Below are 26666 nucleotides of genomic sequence, written 5' to 3' on the forward strand. Positions count from 1 at the left end.
TGGTTGCGAAATATTCCAAAATTAGTAACAATATTGGCACATTCTGCTAAGAAAGAGGGTGAAATGGACGCTAAGGACAGGCAGATCATTCGAGCGCTTCAGCGACACGGGCGCATGACGAACCAGGATCTTGCCGACGAGGTGAACTTGTCTCCCTCACCGTGTTTGCGCCGGGTCAAAAACTTAGAAGCCAACGGAGTAATAAAGGGATACAGCGCTGACGTTGACGCTGCCGCGTACGGGATGGCCATTACCGTCTTCGTGCGTATCCGGTTAGAGCGACACAATGAAACGGACGTTCAGAATTTCGAAAAGCGCGTTCGGAAGATCGATGAAGTTCTTGAATGCCACGTGCTGACCGGGGCAATGGATTACCAATTGCGGGTTTTGGTATCGGATCTCGAGGCCTACGAGGAATTTATTCGTCACCGAATTCATCCGATCGGTGGGATAGCCTCGATCGACACCAGCTTTGTCTATGGAACAGTAAAAAAGACTTCTGTTTTTCCGCCCGGATAGATGGACCGCGTTAGAGTGGACTATCTCCGAATGCCTACCTAAACTTTTGTATGCTCCCTTGCTTCTAAGTGCTCTTTGGAAAGCCGGTAATTAGCGGTGAAGCGTATTGAAGGCTGTACTTTGATTGTATGTTCTATTGTTCCTTTGGAAGTTCGTGTGGCGACTTCAAGAGAGAAGCTTGATTGAACCCTTGAGGCACCTTTCTGCATCTTCTGCAATCGCCCGGAAATCAACGCTAGCAACACAGGCGCGTCACCCCTTCGCACCAGTGACACGGTCGTATAACTTACGTTTTACTACGCCCTACTGGGCGGCTCAAAAAAATGCTCGGGGGCCTGGAGTTGGACAAACTATCAGTCATGCAAGCTTTTCGCCGTATCGTTGAACGCGGCAGCTTTGCTCGTGCGGCGGAAGACCTTGGTGTTTCTCCTGCGCTTCTCAGCAGAGAAATCAAGCTTCTGGAGGAAAGTCTGGGAACCGTCCTTCTGACCAGAACGACCCGATCCATGTCACTGACTCACACAGGCAGCCTTTATTACCAAGATGCAATTGGAATTCTCGACGCGGTCGAAAAAACGGAACAGACCATTAGGGATGGTTCAAAAGCAGTGCGCGGACACCTTCGGGTGAATGCGTCAAGCTCCTTCGGCCAAACCGTTATCGCACCGATGCTGCCCGAGTTTTTGGAAGCCTATCCCGATTTGCGATTTACGCTTTCGATGGACGACAAGGTGGTTGATATGGTCGAGGGCGGGTTCGATCTATCGATACGCATCCGTGCTGCCATGCCGGATTCGGCACTTGTTGCCCGACGGATTGGCGTGATGCGGCAGAGAATATTTGCGTCTCCTGACTATTTGGAGCGATGCGGAACGCCGACCCAGCCGGCGGATCTTAAAAACCACGAAATCATCGGCTTTTTGCTCGCTGATCATTTGACGAGCTGGAAGCTCTCGGTCGCCAACGGTGTCACAGCATTAGAGCTTGATCCGCGCGTGCGGGTCGGCAACAGCCTCGTTTTGCGCGATCTGCTGATAGCGGGGCAAGGTATCGGAACCCTGCCTGAGTTCGTTTCTGATGTTCCTGAAGCTAGCGGGGCCTTGGTGAGAGTTCTTCCTGACCACGAATTGCCCGCGCCAGAAGTATTCGCCGTTACAGCATCTCGCTTGGGAATGGATGCAAAGGTCACAGCCTTTCTTGATCATCTGCGCCTGGCTCTCAGGTCGTGACATTGTTCAATACAGGTAAATAGTGATGTCAAAGAGCGAGACTTAATTGGCGACGTAACAAATTCCATTCTCTCAGGGAAAGTCACAGCCCTGAGAGGTCTCTTATGTCACGTATTCTCGTTCTCTACTACTCAAGCTATGGCCACGTCCGCGCATTGGCCGGTGCCGAGGCTGAAGGCGCCAGAAGTGTTCCTGGCATCGAAGTTGACGTTCGGCGTGTGCCGGAAACCGTCCCTGAAGAAGTCCGCCAAAAGGCCGGCTATGTCGTCGATGATACACCTATTGCCTCGCCGACAGACCTGGAAAGCTATGATGCAATAATTCTGGGAACGCCGACCCGATTTGGCATGATGGCTGGCCAAATGAAGTCCTTCCTTGACCAGGCTGGCGGGCTTTGGGCCAGGAACGCACTGGTTGGTAAAGTCGGGGCGGTCTTTGCATCAACAGGTTCGCAACACGGTGGGCATGAGGCCACCCTTCTGACAACGCAAGTCCCGCTTCAACACTTTGGGATGCTGATTGCCGGAATACCCTACACATTTGCTGGCCAGACTACATCAGAAGAAATCATTGGCGGCGCACCATATGGTGCCGGAACGATCGCCGGTGCTGATGGTTCCCGCACGCCTACCGAAACTGACTTGGCCGGAGCGCGGTTCCAGGGCGCTCATGTTGCAAGGATTACAGCGTGCCTCGCTGGATCAAACCTGCAAGCGGAAGCAGCGTAACCTGCGCTGCTCTGACGTTTCACTCAAATTCTCAAACGCTTCAGCCGGGAGACATACAATGTCACGCTTTACCGATATTCTTCTCACCTCACTCGCCCCAGCGGTATGGGGAAGCACTTATTTGGTAGCTACCGAAGCGCTCCCGGCTGGCTATCCGATTACCCTGGCTGCGTTACGAGCTCTGCCTGCTGGCTTGTTGTTGCTTGCAGTGACGCGTTGCGTTCCACCACGCGAATGGCTCGGTCGCACTTTCGTCTTAGGCAGCCTCAATTTCGCTCTGTTCTGGGTGCTCCTCTTCGTTGCTGCGTATAGGTTACCTGGCGGTGTGGCCGCCACCCTAGGATCGTTGCAAGCGATGATCGTGATTTTGATGGCGTGGGGATGGCTGGGAACCCCAATCCGACTTGGTGCACTTGGTGCCGCCGCGACTGGCGCAATGGGTGTGTCTCTGCTGCTGATCGGACCTGCGGCACAACTTGATTGGATCGGTATCGTAGCGGGTTTGGGAGGAGCCGCGTCAATGGCTGCTGGCACTGTTCTAAGCCGGAAATGGCAGCCTCCGGTCTCGGCGCTGAGTTTCACTGCGTGGCAATTAACAGCCGGTGGTTTGATACTGCTGCCACTCGCTCTGTTTCTTGAGCCGTCTCTACCTGCACTCAGCGCGACAAATGTCGCCGGCCTTATTTGGCTTGGGTTGATTGGTGCTGCAGCAACCTATGTCATTTGGTTTCGTGGCATAGCGCGCCTGGAGCCCAGTGCAGTCTCGATGCTTGGCATGATGAGTCCTGTTACAGCTGTCGTGCTCGGCTGGGTATACTTGGGACAAACGCTTAGCCTCACTCAGTCGATAGGAGCAGCCATAGTTATTGGTTCTGTTGTGGTTGGCCAAAGCGTGAGTCGAAGGGACAATTCGGGTTTAAAAAATTGGAGACGAGCATGCGCGGCATGACACTGGAGGAAGCCACGGCCTATTTTGCAACCTCGCGCGAAAACCTGGAAAACGTCTATAGCTCCTACATTCCAGATGCGCTTACGAACGCAGCGGGAATTATAAATTAGAGGATATTAAGTGCCAATTCAGTAGTTGGTGGATGTCGGTAGTGAACGAACTGAGCACATCTATAGAACGAAACGTTGCGGATATCGTTGTGGCCATTCCTCTGAAAACAACAAAGGCGCCCTTGGGCGCCTTGTTTCATTGGTCGGAGTGAGAGGATTCGAACCTCCGACCCCTGCCTCCCGAAGACAGTGCTCTACCAGGCTGAGCTACACTCCGACCGTGGCGGCGGGTCTATACGCGTGGGTTGGGATGCGCAAGAGGGATTCTTGCGCGGGAAATTGGAAAAGCCCTGGCGCACTCAGCTGGGTTGCGCTGAATGCACTATTGTAGAATCTCGGTTCTATACAGGCGAATTTTCGTGCCTCCGTGGTCAACGAACGGACCAGTGGGTAGAAAAGGCAGGCGCGTCGCGCGGGCTAGGGCAGGGGCGCTGGTGATGACGCCGACGCGCCAACCCTGGAAGCGGTTCATCAGCGTTTTGCCAAGGCTGCCATATAGCGAACGCAGACGTTTTTCGTCACCGATCCGTGCGCCGTATGGGGGATTCACGATGACTAGACCAGCGGGCCCATGGGGTGGTTTGATATCGCTGACTGAACGATGCTGAAATCGGGTGTGCTCCGCCACACTGGCCTGTTCGGCGTTGGCAGAGGCGGCCTCGACAGCGCCTGTGTTTCGGTCGGAGCCGTAAAACTGAAGGGGGCTTTCGGATGGGTGGCACGCGCTCCGCATTGCCTGCCATGCCGCTTTGTCGAACCCGGACAGCTGCTCGAAAGCGAAGGATCGCGAACGTCCCGGCGCCAGCCCAAGGGCGATCTCGGCGGCTTCAATCACAAAGGTGCCCGAGCCGCACATAGGGTCAAGAACCGGCTCCGTTCCCTCGAACCCGCATTCGCGCAGGAACATAGCGGCCATGGACTCGCGCATGGGGGCTTTGGCGACAACGGTTTTGTGACCGCGCTTGTGCAGCGGCTCGCCTGAACTGTCGATCGAAAGCGTGCAGAGATCCTTTTCGATGCGCAGTAGAACACGCAGATCGGCCTCGGGAGAAATCGCTGCGCCCAGGGTGTCAGAGATTGCGCCCTCAATACGCTGGCGCGCCGCCCCGGCATGGTAAATGCGAGACTTGCGGCTTGTAGCTTCGACCTTGACGGGCACGTCGGGGCGAAGAAAGTTCGACCAGGGAAACTTACGCGCGCGTTTATCCAGCTGGGCCAGATGGACGGCAGGAAAGCTGCCGATGCGCACCAGAACCTTGTTGGCACCGCGCAGGACAAGATTGGCCCGCCAGACCTCAGACCAGTTGCCAGTACAGCTGACGCCGCCGGGCACGACGCGTGCGCCTGCGAATCCGTGCTGCGTGGCTTCGGCGCAGAGCGGGGTTTCGAGGCCCGGTGTTGCCACCAGGAAGATATCAAGGTCGTGGGTCATGCTCATTTTTGTTGCTTACACCGGATGCGGCAGAGGTGCGACCGGCAAAATATCGGTGTGTTAGCGCCAATATGAACATTCGATTAAGACAAAGTGACAAACAATAGATAATTTCGAGCCTAACGGGTTTGCGTTTCTGGTCGTCGGCGCGTAAAGGACCGACATCAGACACACGCCTGCGGATTCCGACCAGCAAATAGCTCTTTGCGACTCGGTCGGTTCATCATCCGCGCTATCAGATGCCTCTTCCAATTGGGCTATGATAGCTGGCGCAGGAGAGAGGCTTGGAAGACAGTAGCGAGATGCAAACTTTCAAACTGAAAAAAGGGCTGGAATTGCCGATTGAGGGTGCCCCGGATCAAACGATCCAGCCAGGGCCGGAATTCAGCCAGGTTGCGGCATTGGGCGGCGACTATTTGGGGTTGAAACCCCGTATGCTGGTTCAGGAAGGCGATGAGGTGCAGCGTGGCACTCCGCTGTTCTGCCACAAAGACGTCCCCGAGGCGATGATGGTTGCCCCGATGACCGGCAAGGTCATTCAGATCAACCGGGGTGCGCGCCGCGTTTTGCAAAGCGTTGTGATCGAAATCTCCGACCCGAATGACGCGGGCGTCGATTTCTCGGGCGTGGGCAATGGCGATACGGCCGAGGGCGTGGCAGAAAAACTCTGCGCGGCGGGTCTTTGGACGGCGTTCCGCACAAGGCCCTATTCGAAGATGCCGGCCCCTGGCACCAAACCGGCGGCGATCTTTGTAACAGCGATGGACAGCGAGCCGCTGGCCGCTGATGCCGCGGTGATCATCGGTGATGCGGGGGAAGCCTTTGCCGCCGGTCTGGCGGCGGTTGCCAAGCTGTCGGATGGTAAGACCTACCTGTGCCACAAGGATGGCGACGCAATTCCCGGTGCAGACGTGGCCGGAGTGGAAGCGGCGGCCTTCGCAGGCCCGCACCCTGCCGGTCTGGCGGGTACTCACATCCACTTCCTGGAGCCGCTGGCAGGCGACAAACAGGTTTGGACCATCGGATATCAGGATGTTATCGCGATCGGCCGCCTGATGCAGTCCGGCCATCTGGATCCGAATATTGTGATCGCTCTGTCCGGACCGGGCGCACGTCAGCCGCGTTTGATCCGCACCGCAATGGGTGCGTCGACAGATGAGCTGACGAAGGATGAGATCAACTTGGACGGAACACCCCGGATTATTTCGGGCTCGGTTCTGTCGGGTACTCAGGCCGAGGGACCGACGGCCTATCTGGGCCGCTTCGCGCGTCAGATCACCATCATCCGGGAAGACCACGATCAAATTCCGATGGGCTGGATTCGGCCGATGCCGTCGAAATACTCGGTCCAACCGGTTCTGGGTTCGGCATTGTCGAACAAACTGTATAATCTGACCAGCAACCTGAATGGTGGCCGTCGCGCGATGGTACCGACGGGCGTGTTCGAACGGTTGATGCCGCAGGATTACCTGCCCACGCAGCTGCTGCGAGCCTTGCTGGTGATGGACACCGATACCGCTCAGGCACTGGGTGCACTGGAGCTGGACGAAGAGGATCTGGGCCTTGTCGGCTTTGCCTGTCCGGCGAAATATGAATATGGGCTGGCGCTTCGCGACTGCCTTGCCAAGATTGAAAAGGAGGGCTGATCCAAATGGGTTTGCGCAGCTTCTTTGATCGGATCGAGCCAAACTTTACCAAGGGCGGCAAGTACGAGAAGTACTTCCCCATCTACGAGATGGTGGAAAGCTTCATCTACACTCCGAAAACTGTAACCACCGCCGCGCCGCATGCTCGGTCGTATATCGACATGAAGCGGATCATGACCTACGTCGTAATCGCGACGATCCCCTGTATCCTGTGGGGGATGTACAATACCGGCTATCAGGCGAACTCGGCCATTGCGCTGTTGGGGCCTGAATCGGCCACCGGCTGGCGGATTGCTCTGCTGCAGATGTTTGGTATCTCGCTGGACCCCACCAGCGTCTTTGCCAATGTGATGCACGGGCTCACTTATTTCCTGCCGATCTACATCGTGACGCTTGTCGCGGGTGGTATCTTTGAGGTCATCTTTGCCACTGTGCGGGGCCATGAGGTGAACGAGGGTTTCCTTGTTACTTCAATGCTTTACACGCTTATCATGCCCGCAACCGCGCCTCTCTGGCAGGTAGCATTAGGGATCATCTTCGGCGTTGTAATCGGGAAAGAAGTCTTCGGCGGCACCGGCAAGAACTTCCTGAACCCGGCTCTGGTTGGTCGTGCGTTCCTGTATTTCGCCTATCCGGCGAGCATGTCCGGTGACACGGTATGGACACCGGTTGATGGCTTCTCGGGCGCAACCGCGCTGTCCGTCTCCGCGTCGCAGGGCTTCCAGGCGTTGGCGGCTGATGGCATCACCTGGTGGAACGCGTTCTTCGGGTCGATCCAGGGCAGCTTTGGTGAAACCTCAACGCTGGCCTGTATGATCGGTCTGGCCTTCCTGTTGGCTACGCGGATCGCCAACTACCGCCTGATTGTCGGCTGTCTGGCTGGCACGATTGGCTTTACTCTACTGCTGAACCTGATCGGTTCGGACACAAACCCGATGTTCGCGATGCCTTGGTACTGGCATGTTGTCATCGGTGGGTATGCCTTCGGTCTGGCCTTCATGGTGACCGAGCCTGTTTCGGCTAGCCACACCAACATGGGTCGCTACATCTATGGCGCGCTGATCGGTATCATGGTTGTGATGATCCGTGTCATCAACCCGGCTTTCCCCGAAGGAATGATGCTGGCCATTCTGTTCGGCAACGTCTTTGCTCCGCTGATCGACTACTTCGTCGTCCAAGCCAACATCAAACGGAGGGCGCGTCGCCATGTCTGATACGCAATCCCCAGATCAAAACGAGGCACCTAAAGGCGCGATCGCCAAGTTCCTGGCAGCCTCGCCGGACTCTGTCGGCAAGACGATTATCATCGCGGTTGCTGTCTGCCTGGTCGCCTCGATGGTCGTGTCCGCGGCCGCTGTTAGCTTGCGCCCGGTGCAGGAGACCAACCGCCTGAAGGACAAACAGGTCAACGTTTTGCAGGTTGCGGGCGTCTATGAGCCTGGCATCGACGTGACCGAAGCCTTCGCCGCGTTTGAGCCTCATGTGCTGGAACTGGCGACTGGTGAGTTTGTCGACGATCAGTTTGATCCGGCCACATTCGACGATATCGCAGCCGCTAGCGACCCTGAGCTGAGCGTCGCGCTGGATGATGACCCGGCGGGCATTGGCCGCAAGTCGAACTATCGCGTGATCTACCTGCTGCGCGATGATGCAGGGGCCTTGGATAAGGTTATCCTACCGCTGCATGGCTACGGTCTTTGGTCTACACTCTATGGCTTTATCGCTTTGGAGAATAACGGCAACGACATTTATGGCCTGCAGTTCTATCAGCACGGTGAAACCCCCGGCCTTGGGGCCGAGGTGGACAACCCGCGCTGGAAGGCCCTGTGGAATGGTAAGAAGCTGCGCGACGATAATGGTGATCTGCAAATCACCGTGTCGAAATCCCAGCCTGCCGCCGGACCCGACTTCTATATCGACGCCTTGGCGGGTGCCACTTTGACCTCGGTCGGTGTCGATAACCTGGTGAAATTCTGGATGGGCGATGCGGGCTACGCACCGTTTCTGGCCAAACTGCAAGCAGGAGAGCTCTGATGTCCCAGACCAAGAAAGAGATGCTGGTCGACCCGCTTGTCGACAACAACCCGATCACCTTGCAGGTGCTGGGCATTTGTTCGGCGCTGGCGGTGACCTCGTCGCTGCAGGTGTCGATGGTGATGGCGCTGGCGGTGATCTTCGTGACCTCATTCTCGTCCTTCTTCATCTCATGCCTGCGCAACCAAATTCCCGGCTCGATCCGGATCATCGTGCAGATGGTGATCATCGCCTCGCTGGTGATCCTGGTGGACCAGATCCTCAAGGCTTATGCGTTTGAGATCTCGAAAACCCTGTCGGTTTTCGTCGGCCTGATCATCACCAACTGTATCGTGATGGGCCGCGCCGAGGCGTTTGCCATGAAGAACCCTCCGGTTGCGTCCTTTATCGACGGCATGGGCAACGGTATGGGCTATGGCCTGATCCTGCTGCTGGTCGGCTTCATTCGTGAGCTGTTCGGTGCCGGGTCGCTGTTCGGTGTCACCATTCTGGAGACCGTCAACAACGGAGGCTGGTACGTGCCCAACGGCATGCTGCTGCTGCCCCCGTCGGCGTTCTTCATCATCGGTCTGATCATCTGGGCCTTCCGCACATGGAAGCCGAACCAGGTGGAAGAGCGTGAATACAAAATTCAGCAGGTAGAGGCCCACTGATGGAAGGTCTGATCTCACTGGCCGTAAAGGCCATCTTTGTCGAAAACCTTGCGCTCAGCTTCTTTCTGGGGATGTGTACCTTCATCGCCGTGTCGAAGAAGATCTCGACCGCGCTGGGTCTGGGGATATCGGTCATGGTCGTGCAGGCCATTACCGTTCCTGCCAACAACCTGCTGCTTAACTACTTGCTGAAACCGGGTGCGCTGTCTTGGGCTGGGTTCCCCAATGTTGACCTGACCTTTCTTGGCCTGATCTCGTATATCGGCGTGATTGCGGCGATGGTTCAGATCCTCGAGATGGTTTTGGATAAGTATTTCCCGCCGCTCTACAACGCGCTGGGGATCTTCCTGCCGCTCATCACGGTGAACTGCGCCATCCTGGGTGGTTCGCTGTTCATGGTGGAACGGGACTACAACTTTGCCGAGGCAACCACTTATGGCCTGTCATCGGGCTTTGGTTGGGCACTGGCAATCACTGCAATGGCGGGCGTTCGCGAAAAGCTGAAATACTCGGACATTCCCGACGGTCTGCAAGGTCTGGGGATCACCTTCATCACCGCGGGTCTGATGGCGATGGCCTTCATGTCCTTCTCGGGCGTGAAACTGTAAGGAGGGCAGAATGGAAACTTTTGGTTTAGGCGTTGCCCTTTTCACATTGATCGTCATCGCGCTGGTGACGATCATTCTGGCGGCCCGTTCGAAACTGGTCTCGACCGGTGATGTGAACATCACCATCAACGGCGAAAAGACCATCTCGGTCCCCGCGGGTGGCAAACTGCTGCAGACTTTGGCGGCCGAGAAGCTCTTCGTTCCGTCTGCCTGTGGTGGCGGTGGTACCTGCGCGCAGTGTCGGGTGAAAGTGCATTCCGGTGGCGGGTCGATCCTGCCGACCGAGGAAAGCCACATCACCAAGCGTGAAGCGGCCTGTGGCGACCGTCTGTCCTGTCAGGTTGCGGTCAAGCAGGACATGGACATCGAAGTCCCCGAGGAAGTCTTTGGCGTCAAGAAATGGGAATGCACCGTTCGCTCGAACGAGAACGTGGCGACTTTCATCAAGGCTCTGACCCTGGACCTGCCCGAAGGCGAGGACGTGAACTTCCGCGCTGGTGGCTACATCCAGATTGAAGCTCCCGCGCACCAGTTGAAATACACCGATTTCGACGTAGAAGAGGAATATCGCGAGGACTGGGATCGCTTCAATCTGTGGCAGTACGAGTCTGTCGTCGCGGAACCGATTGAGCGTGCGTATTCCATGGCGAACTATCCGGACGAAAAGGGCATGATCATGCTGAACGTCCGTGTTGCTTCGCCTCCTCCGGGTTCCGATGGCATCCCTCCGGGTCAAATGTCGTCATACATCTTCAACCTGAAACCGGGTGATAAGGTCACCATCTCGGGTCCGTTCGGTGAGTTCTTCGCCCGCGAAACCCAAAAAGAGATGGTCTTCATCGGCGGTGGCGCGGGCATGGCCCCCATGCGCAGCCACATCTTCGACCAGCTCAAGCGTCTTGAGAACCGTGATCGCAAGATCAGCTTCTGGTACGGTGCGCGGTCGAAGAAAGAGATGTTCTTTGTCGAGGATTTCGACCAATTGGCCGAAGAGTTCGACAATTTCGATTGGCACGTCGCCTTGTCGGATGCGCAGCCCGAGGACGATTGGAAGGGCTATACCGGCTTCATCCACAACGTTCTGTTCGAAGAATACCTCAAGAACCACCCCGCGCCTGAGGATTGCGAGTTCTACATGTGTGGTCCTCCAATTATGAACCAGTCGGTCATCAACATGCTACTGGATCTGGGTGTGGACCGCGAAGACATCATGCTCGACGATTTCGGCGGGTGAGAGACAAAAAAGCCGGCGTGTGGTGCGCCGGCTTTTTTTGTTGGACTCCAGACCGCGTCAGAGCCTCAAGTCACTCGCGTCCCTTGGCAGGCAGGACTTGATGTCGAACACCACGCTGTTGGGTTTGCCGTAAGCTCGGAACGTTGACGGATCAGCGTCTTTGTATTCCTGATGCGCGACGGCCAGAACGACTGCATCATAAGTTCCGTCCTGAGGGGAACTCGAAAGCGAGAGGCCGTATTCAGCCTCGGCTGCGGCGGGGTCGGCATGGGGATCGTGGACATCAATGCTGATGCCATAGCTCTGCAATTCCTCAATGATATCAACGACGCGTGTGTTGCGCAGGTCGGGGCAGTTTTCTTTGAAGGTCAGGCCCAGAACCAGGACCCGTGCCGCTCCGACATTGATGCCGCTGCGGGTCATGCGTTTGACCAGTTGAGACACAACATAACTGCCCATCCGGTCGTTCAGCCGCCGCCCGGCCAGAATGATCTGAGGGTGATGGCCCACTGCCTCGGCTTTGTGGGTCAGATAGTAGGGGTCCACGCCGATACAGTGCCCGCCGACCAGACCGGGGCGGAAGGGTAGGAAGTTCCACTTGGTTCCCGCCGCACGCAGAACGGCCTCGGTGTCGATCTCCATCCGGCCGAAAATCATCGCCAGCTCATTCACCAGCGCGATGTTCAGGTCGCGCTGAGTGTTTTCGATCACCTTTGCAGCCTCAGCCACGCGTATGCTTTCGGCCTTGTGCGTTCCGGCTTTGATGATCCGCGCGTAGAGCGCATCGACCAGTTCCGCCACCTTTGGGGTCGAGCCCGAGGTTACCTTGCAGATATCCGCGATCCGATGGGTCTTGTCGCCGGGATTAATCCGTTCGGGGCTGTAGCCGGCAAAAAAATCAGTGTTGAAACTCAAGCCCGAGGTGCGTTCCAGCACTGGTACGCAGTCTTCCTCGGTCGCGCCGGGATAGACGGTGGATTCGTAGATCACCAGATCGCCGGGTTTCAGGACCATTCCCACGGTTTCCGAGGCCGCGAGTAGAGGTGTTAAATCAGGTTGTTTGCCTGCGGTGATTGGGGTGGGCACCGTGACGATGAAGGTGTCGCATGCCGCAAGGTCGGAGGCTTGCGTCGTGAAACTCAGGCCCGACGCGGCGGCAAGGTCTTCGGGCTCGACCTCTAGCGTTGCGTCCTTACCATTGCGCAAGGCGTCGATACGTGCGGCGTTGATATCAAACCCGACCACGGGGCCGATCTTGCCGAAAGCAACCGCCAGCGGCAGGCCTACATAGCCCAACCCAATCACGGCGATTTTGCGGGCGTCAGGATTGGTTTCCAGCATTCCGGTCTTGGCCCTCTACTTGCCGTGATAGTCGCGAAACCACGCAACAAACTGCGCGATCCCGTCTTTGAAATTGGTTTCCGGGCGGTACCCTGTCAGGCGTTGTAACAGGTCAGTTTTAGCCCATGTGGCGGGGACGTCGCCCATTTGCATGGGCATGTAGTTGCGGATGGCCTCTTTCCCGATCGTCGCCTCAATGGCCTCAATGAAATCCATCAGGCGCACCTTCTCACCATTGCCGATATTTACGACGCGGTACGGCGCGGCGGGGGACAGACTGTCGCCGTCCTCGATCTCGTCTGCGCTGGCAGGCCGCACCGGAGGCACGTCGATCAGTAAACGGATGCCACGGACCAGATCCTCGACATTGGTAAAGTCGCGATACATGTCGCCGTGGTTGTAGATATCAATCGGGCGGTCTTCGAGGATCGCGTCGACGAACTTGTACAGCGCCAGATCGGGCCGCCCCCAGGTGCCATAGACCGTGAAGAACCGGAACATGGTGGTCGGCAGGTCCCAAAGATGGGCATAAGAATGGGCCATCGCCTCATTGGCTTTCTTGGTGGCCGAATAGATGGTCAGCTGCGTGTCGGCCTTTTCGACCTCGGTAAAGGGCATATCCTCATTGGCGCCGTAGACCGATGACGTCGAGGCCATCAGAAGATGCTGAACCTTGTGCTGGCGCGCGACCTCCATCACGTTGAACGTGCCGACGACGTTCGAGTTGATGTAGCTGCGCGGCTCTTCCAGGCTGTAGCGCACACCGGCCTGAGCGGCGAGGTGGATGATCACCTCGGGCTGAAACTCATCCGCGACCTGCATCAGCCGTTCATGATTTTCCAGCATGTCTTCAGTGGTGGTAAAGCCGGGATTTTGCAGCAACATCTGATGGCGGCGTTGCTTGAGGGCGACGTCGTAATAGTCGGTCATCCCGTCATAGCCATGCACACGGAACCCTTCGGACAGCAACAGCTTCGCCAGGTGAAAGCCGATAAATCCGGCCGTGCCCGTGATCAAAACCCGCTTCATACATCCCTCACGCTTCGGCGACCCGTCTGCAATGTCTATCAAGGTTGCGCGGCCATTGGTCAACCGCCGGTTTCCGGACCGATTGCCGATTGTCCGTCGCATCCGGTCAGAGTAGAGGTCTTTGCATGGTGACGGGCTGGATCAAAGGGCTGCTTGGGCCGGGCGGAATGCGCGGCGCGGATGTGTCGGGCATTAGGCCCGAGGCGCGTTTCGTGGCGGTCGGAGATATCCACGGACGTCTGGACCTGTTGCAAGCCCTACTGCCGAAGCTTGATGAGGGCCTGCCCTGGGTGTTTGTCGGCGATTATGTCGACCGGGGCGATTACAGCGCGCAGGTGTTGCGGCAATTGAAACATCTGAGTTTAACGTCAAACGGGCGTGTGACGTGCCTTTTAGGCAATCACGAAGAGATGTTGCTGCGGTTTCTCGAAGACCCGTTTGGCATTGGCCCGCTGTGGATGAACAACGGTGGTGTCCAGACGCTTGCCTCCTTTGGAATTAAAGAATTCGATGCCGACCAGGGCGATCTGGCAGAGCGTTTGCGAATTGCCATGGGGCAGGAGCTTGTGGATTGGCTGACCGAGCGGCCCCTGATGTGGACCAGCGGCAATGTCTCGGTCGTTCACGCCGCTCTGGACCCTCGGACACCAGCAGGAAAACAGGACCGGAAAACCTGTCTTTGGGGCCATCCCAAGTTCCGCCAGCAGCCGCGCCGGGATGGTCAATGGGTGGTGCATGGGCACACGATCGTTGATCAGGCCGAAGTTCGGGACGGGGTGATTTCGATCGACACCGGCGCTTTCGCGACCAACTGCCTGACCGCTGCTGAGTTGTACCCCGGAGGGGTCAAGTTCACGGCAACAGCTTAGCTTGTCTGGCCCGAGGCGTCAGGTCGCCGCGGGCCGGGTTGCTTTAGCCCACGATCATTTGCTTCATGCGCAGCGCTTCGTATTCCAGCTCTTTCAGACGGAAATGCACGACGTCACCGATGGTGATCATACCGCACAAAAGGCCATCGCGGACAACTGGCATATGACGGAAGCGGCCTTCGGTCATGGTTTTGAGAACCGCATTCAGCGTATCGTCGGGCGCGCAGCTCTGAACCTCCTTGGTCATCAGATCCTCGACCGATTGCGGCAGGGTCTGGCCGGGCGTATCAGCCATCCGGCGCACGATGTCACGCTCGGACAGGATGCCCTGCAGCGCGCCATTCTGGTCGGTCACCAGAACGGCACCGATGTGTTTTTCCTTGAGAATATTCACCACCGTGTGGATCGTCTCGTTCGGACGGACCGAGAACACCGCGTCGCCTTTCCCCTCAAGCAGTTTCGCCACGGTCGTCTGCGACTGCGACAGGTTCGATCCCGTCGACTGGCTGTAGGTGGACTTGTCCTGCTTGTCGCCGCGTGTGGGGGCCTGGTATGAGGTTGGGGCCATGGGCAATCTCCTTTTTGGTTCTTGCAAAGTCTTTCCCTTTCACCTTAGCGCAGCTAAATGGCCTGTATAGGGTGCAAATGCCCGCATCGGCGAAAACCCGGAGTCCTAGCCTTTGAGTGATATCTATCTGACACCCCCCATTGCAGCGCTGATTTTCTTTGTTGTGGTCGTCTGCGGCCATAATTTCCGGATGGTGTGGAAACAGCAGCCGGACGGGTGGCAGAAGCGGGCCTGGCTGTTCGGGCTTCCAGCCGGGATCGGCCTTTTGATGTTGGGCTTTTTGCCGCTGAAGCTGTGAAGCCGGTTTGACTCTGACCGGGGTGGCTGGCATATGCCGGGCACTGCTTTTCCCGGAGACTGATCCATGCGTCTACTGCCTGCGCTGGCCCTTATCACCCTTTTGACCGGCTGCCTGTTCGACAAGGAACCCGAAGTGGTGCGCCTGTCGGGTGAGACCATGGGCACGACCTTCAATGTCACTGCGATTGGTGAGGATCTGGACGAAACCGCGTTGGCTGCATCGGTTGAGGAGACTCTGGCTGCGGTCAACGCCAAGATGTCGAACTGGGATCCGAATTCCGAGGTTTCCACCTTTTCGGCGTCCACCAGCACCGACCCTGTTGCTGTCTCCGACGAATTCGCGCTGGTTCTGGCCGCCGCAAATGACGTTCATAACAAAACCGATGGAGCCTTTGACGTCACACTCGGCCCGTTGATCGAACTTTGGGGCTTTGGCCCGCGCAAGCCTGAAGACCCTGTGCCGTCGGATGCTGATATCGAGGCCGCGCTGGCAGGCGTTGGACAAAATCGGCTTTTGACGCTGGATGCTGAGGCAGGAACGCTGGCAAAATCCGAACCTGGCGTTGGGATCAATCTGTCGGCCATTGCCAAGGGCTATGGCATTGACGCCGTCGCCGAGACCCTGCGGGACGCAGGCATCGAAAACTATCTAGTCGAGATCGGCGGTGATCTGGTCTCAAAAGGCCAGAACGACAAGGGCGAAACGTGGCAGATCGGGATCGAAAAGCCTCAGGCAGGGTCCCAGAGCCTGCAGCTGATCGTGTCGCTGGACGATCGCGGTATGGCCAGCTCGGGCGACTACAAGAACTACTTCGAACAGGACGGCGTGCGCTATTCGCATATCATCGACCCCACAAACGGGCGTCCGATCACGCATCGCACGACCTCGGTCACGGTTCTGGCGGAAACCGCCATGATGGCGGATGCCTGGGCGACTGCAATGCTGGCGCTGGGTCAGGAAAAGGGTATGCAACTGGCCGAAGAGCATAAACTTGCCGTGTATTTCATCTCGCGGGATGTGACAGGCGGCGATGATGCCTATATAACGTCGCATAGCAGCGCGTTCAAAGACGCACTGGGCACCAACTGATTGGTAGGAACCGAGATGAGCACCTTCATTCTGGCCTTTATTCTTCTGTCTCTGGTCATGGTTGGCATGTCGCTGGGCGTGATGTTGATGGGTAAAACCATCAAGGGCAGCTGCGGTGGTCTGAACGCGATCTCGGGCGCGGATAAATGCGTGGTTTGCCAAAAGGACATCGACCCCGACAGCCCTCTGCGGGATCAGCTGCAATGCAAACGCGCCAAGAAGATGCTGGAGCAGATGGAGCGTCAGGCCTAATCAGCATTTGCGCTGCCCTTCGGGAATTGGCTAGATAGCCTCCGGACCAGACCGGAGGCACATGTGGCCAAAGCCAAGAATATCCTGTTCATCATGTTCGACCAGCTGCGCTGGGATTACCTGAGCTGCTACGGGCACCCGCATCTTCAAACGCCGAATATCGACCGATTGGCCGCTCGGGGTGTGCGATTTAATCGCGCCTATATCCAATCGCCGATCTGTGGCAGTTCGCGCATGTCGACCTATACGGGTCGGTATGTGCATTCGCATGGAGCCTCGTGGAACGGGATCCCCTTAAAGGTCGGCGAGATGACCATGGGCGACCACCTGCGCAAGGCTGGGATGGAATGCTGGCTGGTCGGTAAAACCCATATGCGCGCGGATGCGGAAGGCATGGCGCGGCTCGGTCTTGAACCGGACAGTCTGATTGGCGCTCGTGTGGCGGAATGTGGTTTTGATGTCTTCGAACGCGATGACGGAATGCGCCCTGAAGGGCCGGACGGGTTTTACGACCCCGATGGGGCCAAGGCCTACAATGAGTATCTGCGAGACAAAGGCTATGAGAGCGACAACCCCTGGCATGACTTCGCAAATTCTGGATTGGACGCAGATGGCAATGTTCTGTCTGGCTGGTTCCTGAAGAACTCATCCGAGGCAGCAAATATCGCCGAGGAAGACAGCGAGACACCCTATCTGACCGGGCGCGGGATCGAATTCATGGAGACCCGTGACGCCCCATGGTGCTGCCATCTGAGCTTCATCAAACCGCACTGGCCCTATATCGTACCTGAACCCTATGCCTCAATGTACGGGCCTGAGCATGTGCTGCCGGTGGTGCGATCCGACGAGGAACGTAAGAATGCGCACCCGGTGTTGAACGCGTTCATGGAGACCAAAATCGGCGAGACATTCTCGCGCCAGGATGTGCGCGAGGCGGTGATCCCCGCCTATATGGGCCTCATAAAGCAGGCTGATGACCAGATGGGCCGGTTGTTTGACTGGATGGAGCGGACCGGCCGGATGGAAGATACGATGATCGTCCTGACCTCGGATCATGGTGATTTTCTAGGGGACCATTGGATGGGCGAAAAAACGTTCTTCCACGATACCTCGACCAAAATGCCGCTGATTGTCTATGACCCTTCGCCAGAGGCCGACGCAACCCGAGGCACGGTGAGCGATGCGCTGGTTGAATCCATTGATCTAGCTCCGACATTCGTCGAAGTGGCCGGAGGCGACGTCGCCAATCATATCCTCGAAGGTCATTCCCTGTTGCCGATCCTGCATGGACAGACACAGGACCGGCCTCGGGATGTGGTGATCTGCGAATACGACTATTCCGCGTCGCCTATTGCCGAGCGGATGAACGCCTCTGTCCGCGATGCGGTGATGTTCATGGTCGCCAACAAACGCTGGAAGCTGATCCATTGCGAAGGTGGGCACCGTCCGATCCTGTTCGATCTGGAGAACGACCCGGAGGAGCTGGTTGATCTGGGCGACAGCGAAGATCATGCCGAGGTGATCGGTGAAATGTATGACCACCTGTTTGCCTGGGCACGCCGCCCGTCACAGCGCACTACGCGGTCTGAACAGCAACTGATCGAGATGCGAACCAAAAGCCGGGGCAGGGGGATCGTGTTGGGGATCTACGACGAAAATGACATGCCGCTAGACCTGACGGTCAAATACCGAAACCGCAAAGCCAAGCCGTACAAGAGTTATCTGAAGGACTAACTGCGCCGCGCTTTCCACTGAACATATCGGGCCATGCCGCGCTCCAACAGTTTCGGGGTCTTGCCGTCATCCAGATGCAAATCTCCACCACCGGCCCGGTACATCTCGGCAAACACATCCAACACTTTGGATTTCACCATGCCGCGCAGCGGGACATGGGCCATCATGCCATAGGTCGCGGCCCCTCCGGTTTTGGCGAGCTCGGGGTCGGCGCGAACGGTAGCAACCGCCTGGGCGAGATCGGCCAGGTATTCATCAGTGACATGCCGGTGTTTGGCGGTGACCATGCAATGGATGCCATCTGGGTTTTGAACGCGATTGATGCTCCAACCGGCGCGCTCCAGCTGATCCGCCACGGCATAGATGTTGAGCTTCGGATCGGTTGAGCCATAGGCCAGCAGCGGCCCTTGCGGGTTTCCCAGAATGCGCAGGCCGTCTATCGCCGCTATTCCCGCCTTCAACGTCTCGACCGCTTCGGTGGTGTCTTTCGCCAACCGGCAGTAGCCGTCCTCACCGAGTTTCTGCATCACAGCCCAGGCGGCGGCATAGGCTCCGCCCGGTCTGGTACCCAGTAGGGCGGGTGAGGCAAAGACCCCTCCAGGCCAGTCCTGGCAGACGAACATCTGGTACTTCAACAGGTCCAGATTGCGATAAAGGATGGTCGATGCCCCCTTAGCTGCATAGCCGTATTTATGCAGATCGGCCGAGATGGACGTCACCCCCGGCACCTGGAAATCCCAATCTGGCAGGTCAACGCCGTTCTGTTCCATAAAGGGAAGGATCAGCCCGCCGACGCAGGCGTCGATATGCAATGGAATGCCTTTGGACTGCGCGATTGCGCCCATCTCGGCGATTGGATCAATTGTACCATGCGGGTATTCCGGCGCGGAGCCGAGGATCATGACAGTACCCGCGTCAATCATCCTTTTAAGTTTGGAGATATCGGTGGCGTAGTCTGGCGTCATCGGCAAAAGACGGGCCTTGACGCCGAAGTATTCGGTCGCCTTGAACCATGCGACATGCGCTGTCTTAGGCAGGATCATGTTTGGACGGGTCACCTTGCGCTTTTTGCGCGCCATGTCCCGGTAGGTTTTGACCGCCATCAGACAGCTCTCGGTGCCGCCCGCAGTGACGACGCCGCAGGTGTCCGGTCCGCCCTGCAACAACCCAGCCATGGTTGAGATGATCTGCGTCTCCATCCGTTTGAGGCTTTGAAACGCTGCCGGATTCAACCCGTTTGCCGAAGAGAACGCGCTATAGGCCTTGGCTGTGAAGGCGTCGTGGTCATCGTCCAGATGATAAACAAGGCTCCACGTTCGGCCCTCACGGTAGTTCGGGTCGTTTTCGGCGAAGGATTTTAACTGGTCCAGGATATCGCCCTCGGGGCGGCCTTTCTCTGGCAATTTCTGATGATCCACGTCCTATCCCTTTCCTGCCAGCAGCAGCGCCAGTGAAATGCCCAGATAGTTCCCGATGGCAAAGCCAAGAATGCCGGTTGCCATGCCTGACATCAAGATCGCAGGGTTGCGCAAGCTGCGCGCGACCATGGGCACAAAAGCAGGCGACATAACGGCAGCGACCGAGGTGATCAGGAACGTATCCCTGTCGACCCCGGCGGCACGTGCAAGCAGCGCGTGCAGACCGAAGCTGCCGAAGGTGGCGATCAGCACAAAGCCAAGAACGGACAGATCCATATCGCGCAACTCCGCCAGATCCATCGACGCCGCAACGCTGAACGAAAATACATAGAGCAGATACATGCCCATATGAGGTGCGGCGCGGTTCTTGCGCAACGACGGCGTGACCGAGCCGAGCAGACCCAGCGACGTTAGAAGAACCACGGTCATGACCTGCGATGGTGCAAAGCTGAACAGAGGGGTCAGAAGTACCGCCGCGGCCACGCAAAATGCACTAACAAGAAAAGCCGCCACCCCCTGACGGAGCATATTCGGCGCATTGGCTTCGTCCGCTGCGGGCGCCTGCGTGTCGCGATCACCCGGGAACGGCTTCAGAAAGCGGGCGAAAACCAACGGGGCCAGTGTCAGAACAAACAGCAGGTAACCTGCGCCGACAACAGTATCGACGGTTGCAAACAGCAGATATCGGTTCTCGGGGATATCCAGCGCCAGTTTGATCGCACCCATATTCGCAAGGCCGCCCGTATACATCCCCACAGCCATACCGGAGAGCTGCTCACTCTGCGCTGTACCGCCTGTTTGAAACGCAAAGAAAAGGCCCGTCGCAACGAGTGTGACCGAGACAACGGCCAGCGCCATCGACATAAGCGCGGAACCTGCGATGCGCCCCCAAGCCCCAAGGTCTACTCCAAACAGCAGTAAAGGCAGGGCCAGTCCCAAACTTGCCTCCATGACCCCGTCACGGACCTGACCAGCCGCGTCGGGTTGCAGACCAGACAGCCCCAACGCCAACCCGGCCATATAGCACAGCACAATCGGCCCCAGCCGCCCGGCCAAAGTCCAATGCCGCGTAAGCAGCATCATCGCGGCGGGCGCCAAAAGGTAGATCAGTGCGAAAACGGCGATCTCTGGCTGCATAGGTTCCCTCTCCCTGAGGGTGAGACTAGGCAGCACGACGCGGTTCGCACAAGGTGGTCTGACGTAAGGTTCACGTTCCTTTCGGGTAAGGAAATCCGGGTGTCAGGGTAGGTTTACGAAACGATTAATTCTGCGCCGATGGGCGCAAAGGCGGTTCACCCCAAAGCGGTCAGGCGATAGAAGGTTCGCTAAGAGCAGTTACCGGAGACCAAAATGGCCACGCCCAAACCCGTAGTCCTGTGTATTCTTGATGGTTGGGGATTGTCCGAAGACACTCAGGCCAACGCGCCATACTTGGCCGATACGCCAACATTCGATGCGATCATGCAGGGCCCGCATGCCACGCTGATTACGCATGGCCCGGATGTGGGCTTACCCAGCGGTCAGATGGGTAATTCCGAGGTTGGGCACACCAATGTCGGCGCGGGCCGTGTTGTAGCGATGGATCTGGGCCAGATTGACCTGGCGATTGAGGATGGCTCATTCTTCGAAAACGACGCGTTGCAAGTTTTCATTGCTAAGGTGAAAGCCACGGGCGGCACGGCGCATCTGATGGGGCTGGCCTCGGATGGCGGTGTCCATGGGCATGTGAACCACATCGTTGCGGCGGCCAATGCGATCACGGATGCCGGCGTTCCGGTGGCTCTGCATGCAGTGACCGACGGGCGCGATGTCGCTCCGAAATCTGCTTTCACCTACATCTCCGAGCTTGAGGAACGTCTGCCCGAAGGCGCGCGTATCGTCACCGTTTGCGGGCGTTACTTCGCCATGGACCGCGACAACCGGTGGGAGCGTGTCAGCCAAGCCTACAACGCCATGATCAAAGGACAGGGCCGTGCCGGTACCGCGGCGCATGCGGCAGTCGATCACGCTTACAACCAATCCGAGACGGATGAGTTCATCGTGCCGACCGTGCTGGAAGGTTATGACGGTGTCAAAGATGGTGACGGGTTTTTCTGCCTGAATTTCCGCGCCGACCGCGCGCGGGAAATTCTGCGCGCGATTGCCGAGCCGGGCTTTGACGATTTCGACACAGGCCCGCGTCCGGTTCTGTCCGCATTGTTGGGCATGGTCGAATATTCCGACGGCCACAACGCCTATATGACGACCGTGTTCCCCAAACGGGCCATCGTGAACACTCTGGGCGAGTGGGTGGCCAAGCAGGGATTGCGCCAGTTCCGTCTGGCCGAAACCGAGAAATATCCCCATGTCACCTTCTTCCTGAACGGCGGCAAGGAGGTCCCCGAAGCTGGCGAAGATCGCTTCATGCCCAAATCGCCCAAAGTGGCCACCTATGATCTACAGCCCGAGATGTCCTCAGCCGAGGTGACGGACAAGTTCATTGAGGCCATCGAGGCAGGCTATGATCTGATCGTCACCAACTATGCCAACCCCGATATGGTCGGCCATACCGGAGACCTTGGCGCTGCAATCAAAGCCTGCGAGGCCGTGGATCAAGGTCTGGCCCGTGTGGTTGCCGCACTGGAAAAAGCCGGGGGGGCGATGATCGTCACCGCCGATCACGGCAATTGCGAAGTCATGGTGGACCCGGACACAGGTGGCCCACACACCGCGCACACGCTGAACCCGGTGCCGGTGGCTTTGGTCGGCGGGCCCGAGGGGGCGACGCTCCGCTCCGGGCGACTGTCGGACCTTGCGCCCACTTTGCTGGCCCTGATGAACCTGCCCAAACCGCCTGAGATGACTGGGGAAAGCCTGCTCTCATGAGGGTTCTTGCCGCAGCTTTGGCAGTGGTTTTGTGTGGCCCGGCGGAGGCGCAGAACACCCCATCTCAAGCGGCGCTGGCGGCGGCCGAGATGTTGGAACAGGCGTCAATCTCGTTGTCCGAGGCAGAAAGCGCGCGCGACCGGGTGCGCGCTCTGACCGAGACAATCCAAGCCTATGAGGCTGGGTTGTCCGCCATGCGGGACGGGTTGCGCATGGCCGCCACGCGCGAGGCGCAGCTGTCGGCCGAGCTGCGCGCGCGGGAACAGGACGTGGCGCAATTGCTGGGTGTATTGCAGACCATAGAAACGACCACCCCACCGGTGCTGATGTTGCACCCTTCGGGCCCCTTGGGGGCTGCGCGGGCCGGGATGATGCTGTCCGAGGTGACACCGGGCCTGAATGCCAAGGCGCAGGCTTTGGCACAGGATTTGCAAGAGGTTCAAACCCTGCGCCTGTTGCAGCAGGATGCGGCGGAAACCCTGACAGAAGGATTGACGGGGGTGCAGTCCGCCCGCACCCGCCTGAGCGAGGCCATCGCGGATCGCACCGGGTTGCCGCAGCGCTTTGTTGAAGACCCGATCAAAACGGCGATCCTGATCTCTTCGACCGAAACACTCGATGGGTTCGCAACTGGCCTATCCGAAATCTCGGAAGGGGAGATCGCGCAAAGTGACGACTCTATTCAAAGCCGCAAAGGCGACGTGCCTCTGCCGGTCCAGGGCGTCCTATTGCACCGGGCCGGGGAAACAGACGCAGCAGGCGTAACGCGGCCGGGTCTCGTGCTTGGTGCGCGCCCTCGCGCCTTGGTAACGACGCCCACAGCGGCCACAATTCGCTACCGGGGGCCGCTTCTGGACCTTGGCAATCTGATCATTCTAGAGCCTCAGCCGGGCCTTCTGTTTGTCTTTTCGGGCTTGCAGGAAGTCTACGGAGACATAGGTCAAGTGATACCTGAGGGCACTCCGGTCGGTTTGATGCCCGGTGAAACGCCGGAAATCGGTGCTATTTTGTCAACTCGTGGTGATGGCACTGGAACTGACCGGTCAGAAACGCTCTATATAGAGGTCAGAGAAGATAACAGCCCCGTGGACCCCGAGTCGTGGTTTCGGACCAGCAAGGATGGATAAACGAGTATGAAGAAATTTGTGATGGCCGGACTGGCCGGAACGGTTGCAGGCATCATTGCAACAACTCAGATCGCAGGACCCCTGCTGGCGCAGGAGGCTGAGAGCAAGGCCGATGTCTACCAGCAACTCGACCTGTTCGGTGATATTTTTGAGCGGATCCGCGCGCAATACGTCGAAGAGGTTGAGCCGGAAGAGCTGATCGAAGCTGCGATTGACGGCATGCTGACCTCGCTTGATCCGCATTCCAGTTACCTGTCGCCCGACGATGCCGAGCAAATGCGCGTCCAGACCCGAGGTGAGTTTGGCGGGCTGGGCATTGAGGTCACGCAAGAGGAAGGCTTTGTAAAAGTTGTCTCTCCGATCGACGACACGCCGGCTGATGAGGCCGGGATCGAGGCCGGAGATTTCATCACCCATGTAGATGGCGAAAGCATTCTGGGCCTGACGCTTGACAAGGCGGTTGAGCTGATGCGCGGCCCTGTCGGCTCGGAAATCGTGATCACCGTTGTACGTGAGGGTGAGCCTGATCCATTCGATGTCACCATCATTCGTGACACGATCAAACTGACTGCCGTACGCGCCCGGACCGAGGGCACCAGCGTTGTCATGCGGGTGACCACGTTCAACGATCAGACCTTCCCCAACCTGCAGGCCGGAATGGAAGAACAGATCGAGGAAGCGGGCGGAATCGACAAGGTCAATGGCTTTGTGCTGGACCTGCGCAATAACCCAGGCGGTCTGCTGACGCAGGCGATCAAGGTTTCGGACGCGTTCCTGAACGAAGGTGAGATCGTGTCGACCCGTGGGCGTGACCCCCAGGATGGCGAGCGTTTCAACGCGACTCCCGGTGATCTGGCCGAAGGCAAGCCAATTGTGGTGCTGATCAATGGCGGCTCGGCCTCGGCCTCTGAAATCGTGGCCGGCGCCCTGCAAGACCACCGTCGCGCGATTGTTGTTGGCACCAAGAGCTTTGGTAAAGGCTCGGTGCAAACGGTGATGCCGCTGCGCGGTGACGGTGCGATGCGTCTGACCACATCGCGTTACTACACGCCGTCTGGCCGCTCAATCCAGGCGTTGGGTGTCAGCCCGGACATCATCGTGGAACAACCGCGCCCGGCTCCGGAAACTGAAGAAGAGGATGATCGTCCGGCACGCTCCGAGGCGGATCTTCGCGGCAGTCTGAATAACGACAGCCTCAGCGAGGATGAAATCCGCCAGATCGAAGAAGACCGCGCCAAAGCTGAAGCCACCGCTGAGCTGCGGGAAGAGGATTACCAGCTGGCCTATGCCATCGACATCCTCAAAGGTCTGTCGGCGTTCAATCCTGACGGCCCGTCTCAGTAAAATCAAAAGGGCCGCGCCAAGCGTGGCCCTTTTCAGCTTTCGATCTTGTGCAGCTTGGCTTCGTCTAGCATCAGTGCCAGAAGAATACCCAACGAGACCGAGATCGTGGAAAAGATGAACGCCATGCTCATGCCGCTGTCAAAGGCGGTTGTGAGCGCGGACTTGACCGCCTCCACTTGATCCGCGTTCAGCTTTGCCATCACCGCTTGTGCCGAGTCCGTGCTGAGCGAACCGCCGTTGATCGCCCGTTGCTCGGCGTCGGTCAGATCAATCCCGGCGGCGGCAAGCTTGTCCCGCAAGGTAGACAGGGACACCGCATACATGATGGCCGTCGCACAGGCGACCGAGATTGCCCCGTAGACCAGATGCGTCATGAAGCTGAGGCCACCAACCAGCCCGGCGCGCTCGGGTTTGACCGCGCAGACCGCAGCGGTTCCGGACGGCCCGACCGTCAGGGTCGCACCCAGCCCGATCATGGCCATACCCGGTAAGATGTGGAAGTAGCCTAAACTGCTGGGCAAGATGACGATGCTGGCCGACCCAACGGTCGCCAGAACATAGCCCCAAAACAGCAGGCGTTTGGGGCCGAAATCATTGTAAAGGGTGCCAGAGACGATCGACCCCACCGCCAGAAGGATGGTCAGAGGGGCCAGCCCGAGTGCCGATTGGAAAGTCGTCCAGCCCAGCACCTTTTGCATGTATTGCGGAAAGTACAACAACGCGACGAAGGCGGCTGAGACGTTGAACATATTCAGGCCAAGCGTGATCAGAAACTCTCTATTCTGCATTAATTGCGGCAACAGGAGCGGCTCTTTCACCCGCTTTTCAACGCGCGGAAACAGCAGGAACAGAATGGCGCTAACAAAGAATAGCAGCAAAAGCGGGATCGACGACCAGCCCCAATCGGCCCCCACGTCCAACCCATAGAGCAACAGAAGCACGGCAAAGGACAGGATCCCCATCCCGGCAAAGTCGATATGTTCGCCCTGTTTGTGCTGGGTCTCCCGCTCCATCAAAATCAGTGCGGTTGCCATCGAGATGCAGGAGAACACGACGTTGGCGAGGAAGAAGTATCGCCATTCACCGAAACTGACGGCAAGTCCGCTGATCATTGGGCCAAATACATTGCCCGTGGTCACGCCCGCCAGGATCAGACCCATGACAAGCGCGCGGTGTTCCTGTTTGGAGACTTTGGTGGCCCCAAAGGCCAAGGTGCAGGGCCAGACGCATCCTGCACCAATGCCTTGCAAGGCACGCGCGCCGATCAGGAAATCGAGGCCGGGGGCGAAGAAGCACATCACCGAGGCAAACAGAAAGATCGACAGGCCGATGATCATCACTCTGCGGTGTCCGTACATGTCGCCCAAACGCCCTCCGGCGACCATGGTCATGGCGAAGAACAGTGCGTAAATGTTCAGAACCCACTGGGTGCTGGTGATATCGCCGTCAAAGCTGCTTTCGATTGACGGAACCAGCATCAGAGCCCCGGTAAAGTCGATGCCGATGCCAAATGCGGTCACCATCAAGGCAATGACTTTGATGATACTTTTGCGATCCATGGCGGCTTCCGGAGTATTGCGGCTGCCT

25 protein-coding genes and 1 tRNA gene are annotated in these 26666 nt (G+C 57.9%); 18 read left to right on the forward strand and 8 right to left on the reverse strand.

The features are described 5' to 3' along the window. Window positions 1-63: 63 nt before the first annotated feature. The 4 genes from ACR0NO_RS15790 to ACR0NO_RS15805 all read left to right on the forward strand — a co-directional run bounded on the left by ACR0NO_RS15790 (window position 64) and on the right by ACR0NO_RS15805 (window position 3425). Window positions 64-519 carry an Lrp/AsnC family transcriptional regulator gene (locus tag ACR0NO_RS15790; protein ID WP_480724636.1) on the forward strand — a complete coding sequence of 152 codons (456 nt, stop codon included), beginning with the start codon at window positions 64-66 and terminating at the stop codon, window positions 517-519. A gap of 359 nt (window positions 520-878) precedes the next feature. Then, complete coding sequence (locus ACR0NO_RS15795) at window positions 879-1748, forward strand: LysR family transcriptional regulator (protein ID WP_480724637.1); 870 nt, start codon at window positions 879-881, stop codon at window positions 1746-1748. A gap of 104 nt (window positions 1749-1852) precedes the next feature. Beyond that, window positions 1853-2476, forward strand: a complete 624-nt coding sequence (wrbA, locus tag ACR0NO_RS15800; RefSeq protein ID WP_170472425.1) for an NAD(P)H:quinone oxidoreductase — start codon at window positions 1853-1855, stop codon at window positions 2474-2476. Between the two features lie 58 nt (window positions 2477-2534). Then, the gene (locus ACR0NO_RS15805) at window positions 2535-3425 is read left to right on the forward strand and encodes an EamA family transporter (protein ID WP_480724638.1); all 891 of its coding nucleotides are present in this window, start codon (window positions 2535-2537) and stop codon (window positions 3423-3425) included. Between the two features lie 250 nt (window positions 3426-3675). Here the strand turns inward: ACR0NO_RS15805 and ACR0NO_RS15810 are convergent. Beyond that, window positions 3676-3752 (reverse strand) — tRNA-Pro (locus ACR0NO_RS15810). 105 nt (window positions 3753-3857) lie between these two features. Further along, window positions 3858-4973, reverse strand: a complete 1116-nt coding sequence (locus ACR0NO_RS15815; RefSeq protein ID WP_480724639.1) for a THUMP domain-containing class I SAM-dependent RNA methyltransferase — start codon at window positions 4971-4973, stop codon at window positions 3858-3860. A 296-nt stretch (window positions 4974-5269) separates the two neighbouring features. Between ACR0NO_RS15815 and ACR0NO_RS15820 the strand changes: the two genes are divergently transcribed. Genes ACR0NO_RS15820 through nqrF form a run of 6 tightly spaced genes read left to right on the forward strand, consistent with a single transcriptional unit; the run spans window position 5270 to window position 11142 of the window. Further along, the gene (locus tag ACR0NO_RS15820; protein WP_480724640.1) at window positions 5270-6613 is read left to right on the forward strand and encodes a Na(+)-translocating NADH-quinone reductase subunit A; all 1344 of its coding nucleotides are present in this window, start codon (window positions 5270-5272) and stop codon (window positions 6611-6613) included. A gap of 5 nt (window positions 6614-6618) precedes the next feature. Next, window positions 6619-7827 (forward strand): NADH:ubiquinone reductase (Na(+)-transporting) subunit B, encoded by a 1209-nt coding sequence (locus ACR0NO_RS15825; RefSeq protein ID WP_480724641.1) that lies wholly within the window; start codon window positions 6619-6621, stop codon window positions 7825-7827. Then, entirely contained in the window at window positions 7820-8647 is an 828-nt protein-coding gene (locus ACR0NO_RS15830) for a Na(+)-translocating NADH-quinone reductase subunit C (RefSeq protein WP_170554954.1), read from the forward strand. Before ACR0NO_RS15825 ends, ACR0NO_RS15830 begins: the two co-directional genes overlap by 8 nt. Beyond that, window positions 8647-9300, forward strand: a complete 654-nt coding sequence (locus ACR0NO_RS15835) for an NADH:ubiquinone reductase (Na(+)-transporting) subunit D (protein ID WP_152460184.1) — start codon at window positions 8647-8649, stop codon at window positions 9298-9300. The genes ACR0NO_RS15830 and ACR0NO_RS15835 overlap by 1 nt, the downstream gene beginning before the upstream one ends. Continuing rightward, complete coding sequence (gene nqrE, locus ACR0NO_RS15840; RefSeq protein WP_170377273.1) at window positions 9300-9908, forward strand: NADH:ubiquinone reductase (Na(+)-transporting) subunit E; 609 nt, start codon at window positions 9300-9302, stop codon at window positions 9906-9908. Before ACR0NO_RS15835 ends, nqrE begins: the two co-directional genes overlap by 1 nt. Window positions 9909-9918: 10 nt before the next feature. Then, a complete protein-coding gene (gene nqrF / locus ACR0NO_RS15845) occupies window positions 9919-11142 on the forward strand; it encodes an NADH:ubiquinone reductase (Na(+)-transporting) subunit F (protein ID WP_480724642.1) in 1224 nt (407 codons plus the stop codon). A 57-nt stretch (window positions 11143-11199) separates the two neighbouring features. On the opposite strand, the gene tviB is transcribed toward nqrF, so the two are convergent. Further along, window positions 11200-12483, reverse strand: a complete 1284-nt coding sequence (gene tviB / locus ACR0NO_RS15850; protein WP_480724643.1) for a Vi polysaccharide biosynthesis UDP-N-acetylglucosamine C-6 dehydrogenase TviB — start codon at window positions 12481-12483, stop codon at window positions 11200-11202. Between the two features lie 15 nt (window positions 12484-12498). Continuing rightward, window positions 12499-13512 (reverse strand): SDR family NAD(P)-dependent oxidoreductase, encoded by a 1014-nt coding sequence (locus tag ACR0NO_RS15855; RefSeq protein ID WP_480724644.1) that lies wholly within the window; start codon window positions 13510-13512, stop codon window positions 12499-12501. A 125-nt stretch (window positions 13513-13637) separates the two neighbouring features. Here ACR0NO_RS15855 and ACR0NO_RS15860 point away from each other — a divergent pair, with 125 nt between their 5' ends. After that, entirely contained in the window at window positions 13638-14381 is a 744-nt protein-coding gene (locus tag ACR0NO_RS15860) for a metallophosphoesterase family protein (protein ID WP_480724645.1), read from the forward strand. 43 nt (window positions 14382-14424) lie between these two features. On the opposite strand, the gene ACR0NO_RS15865 is transcribed toward ACR0NO_RS15860, so the two are convergent. After that, window positions 14425-14949, reverse strand: a complete 525-nt coding sequence (locus ACR0NO_RS15865) for a CBS domain-containing protein (RefSeq protein WP_170481434.1) — start codon at window positions 14947-14949, stop codon at window positions 14425-14427. A 112-nt stretch (window positions 14950-15061) separates the two neighbouring features. Here ACR0NO_RS15865 and ACR0NO_RS15870 point away from each other — a divergent pair, with 112 nt between their 5' ends. The 4 genes from ACR0NO_RS15870 to ACR0NO_RS15885 all read left to right on the forward strand — a co-directional run bounded on the left by ACR0NO_RS15870 (window position 15062) and on the right by ACR0NO_RS15885 (window position 18325). Next, the gene (locus tag ACR0NO_RS15870) at window positions 15062-15247 is read left to right on the forward strand and encodes a hypothetical protein (RefSeq protein WP_170377287.1); all 186 of its coding nucleotides are present in this window, start codon (window positions 15062-15064) and stop codon (window positions 15245-15247) included. Between the two features lie 66 nt (window positions 15248-15313). Beyond that, window positions 15314-16339, forward strand: coding sequence for an FAD:protein FMN transferase (locus ACR0NO_RS15875; RefSeq protein WP_480724646.1), 1026 nt, complete (start codon window positions 15314-15316; stop codon window positions 16337-16339). 15 nt (window positions 16340-16354) lie between these two features. Beyond that, window positions 16355-16591 (forward strand): (Na+)-NQR maturation NqrM, encoded by a 237-nt coding sequence (gene nqrM / locus ACR0NO_RS15880; protein WP_170377292.1) that lies wholly within the window; start codon window positions 16355-16357, stop codon window positions 16589-16591. A gap of 93 nt (window positions 16592-16684) precedes the next feature. Beyond that, window positions 16685-18325, forward strand: coding sequence for a sulfatase-like hydrolase/transferase (locus tag ACR0NO_RS15885; RefSeq protein WP_480724719.1), 1641 nt, complete (start codon window positions 16685-16687; stop codon window positions 18323-18325). Here ACR0NO_RS15885 and ACR0NO_RS15890 read toward each other — a convergent pair. Together ACR0NO_RS15890 and ACR0NO_RS15895 are read right to left on the reverse strand one after the other, a co-directional pair. Continuing rightward, window positions 18322-19743 carry a pyridoxal phosphate-dependent decarboxylase family protein gene (locus tag ACR0NO_RS15890; protein WP_480724647.1) on the reverse strand — a complete coding sequence of 474 codons (1422 nt, stop codon included), beginning with the start codon at window positions 19741-19743 and terminating at the stop codon, window positions 18322-18324. The genes ACR0NO_RS15885 and ACR0NO_RS15890 overlap by 4 nt on opposite strands. 3 nt (window positions 19744-19746) lie before the next feature. Then, window positions 19747-20880 (reverse strand): DUF819 family protein, encoded by a 1134-nt coding sequence (locus ACR0NO_RS15895; protein WP_480724648.1) that lies wholly within the window; start codon window positions 20878-20880, stop codon window positions 19747-19749. A gap of 213 nt (window positions 20881-21093) precedes the next feature. Between ACR0NO_RS15895 and gpmI the strand changes: the two genes are divergently transcribed. The 3 genes from gpmI to ACR0NO_RS15910 are packed head-to-tail and all read left to right on the forward strand — an operon-like array spanning window position 21094 to window position 25079. Next, window positions 21094-22608, forward strand: coding sequence for a 2,3-bisphosphoglycerate-independent phosphoglycerate mutase (gpmI, locus tag ACR0NO_RS15900; protein WP_480724649.1), 1515 nt, complete (start codon window positions 21094-21096; stop codon window positions 22606-22608). Beyond that, window positions 22605-23735, forward strand: coding sequence for a murein hydrolase activator EnvC family protein (locus tag ACR0NO_RS15905; protein ID WP_480541712.1), 1131 nt, complete (start codon window positions 22605-22607; stop codon window positions 23733-23735). The genes gpmI and ACR0NO_RS15905 overlap by 4 nt, the downstream gene beginning before the upstream one ends. Window positions 23736-23741: 6 nt before the next feature. Beyond that, window positions 23742-25079 carry a S41 family peptidase gene (locus ACR0NO_RS15910; protein WP_170377303.1) on the forward strand — a complete coding sequence of 446 codons (1338 nt, stop codon included), beginning with the start codon at window positions 23742-23744 and terminating at the stop codon, window positions 25077-25079. A 32-nt stretch (window positions 25080-25111) separates the two neighbouring features. Here ACR0NO_RS15910 and ACR0NO_RS15915 read toward each other — a convergent pair whose 3' ends face one another. Next, entirely contained in the window at window positions 25112-26638 is a 1527-nt protein-coding gene (locus tag ACR0NO_RS15915; protein ID WP_480724650.1) for an MFS transporter, read from the reverse strand. Window positions 26639-26666: the final 28 nt, after the last annotated feature.

This window comes from Ruegeria sp. CL3 (assembly GCF_056536505.1).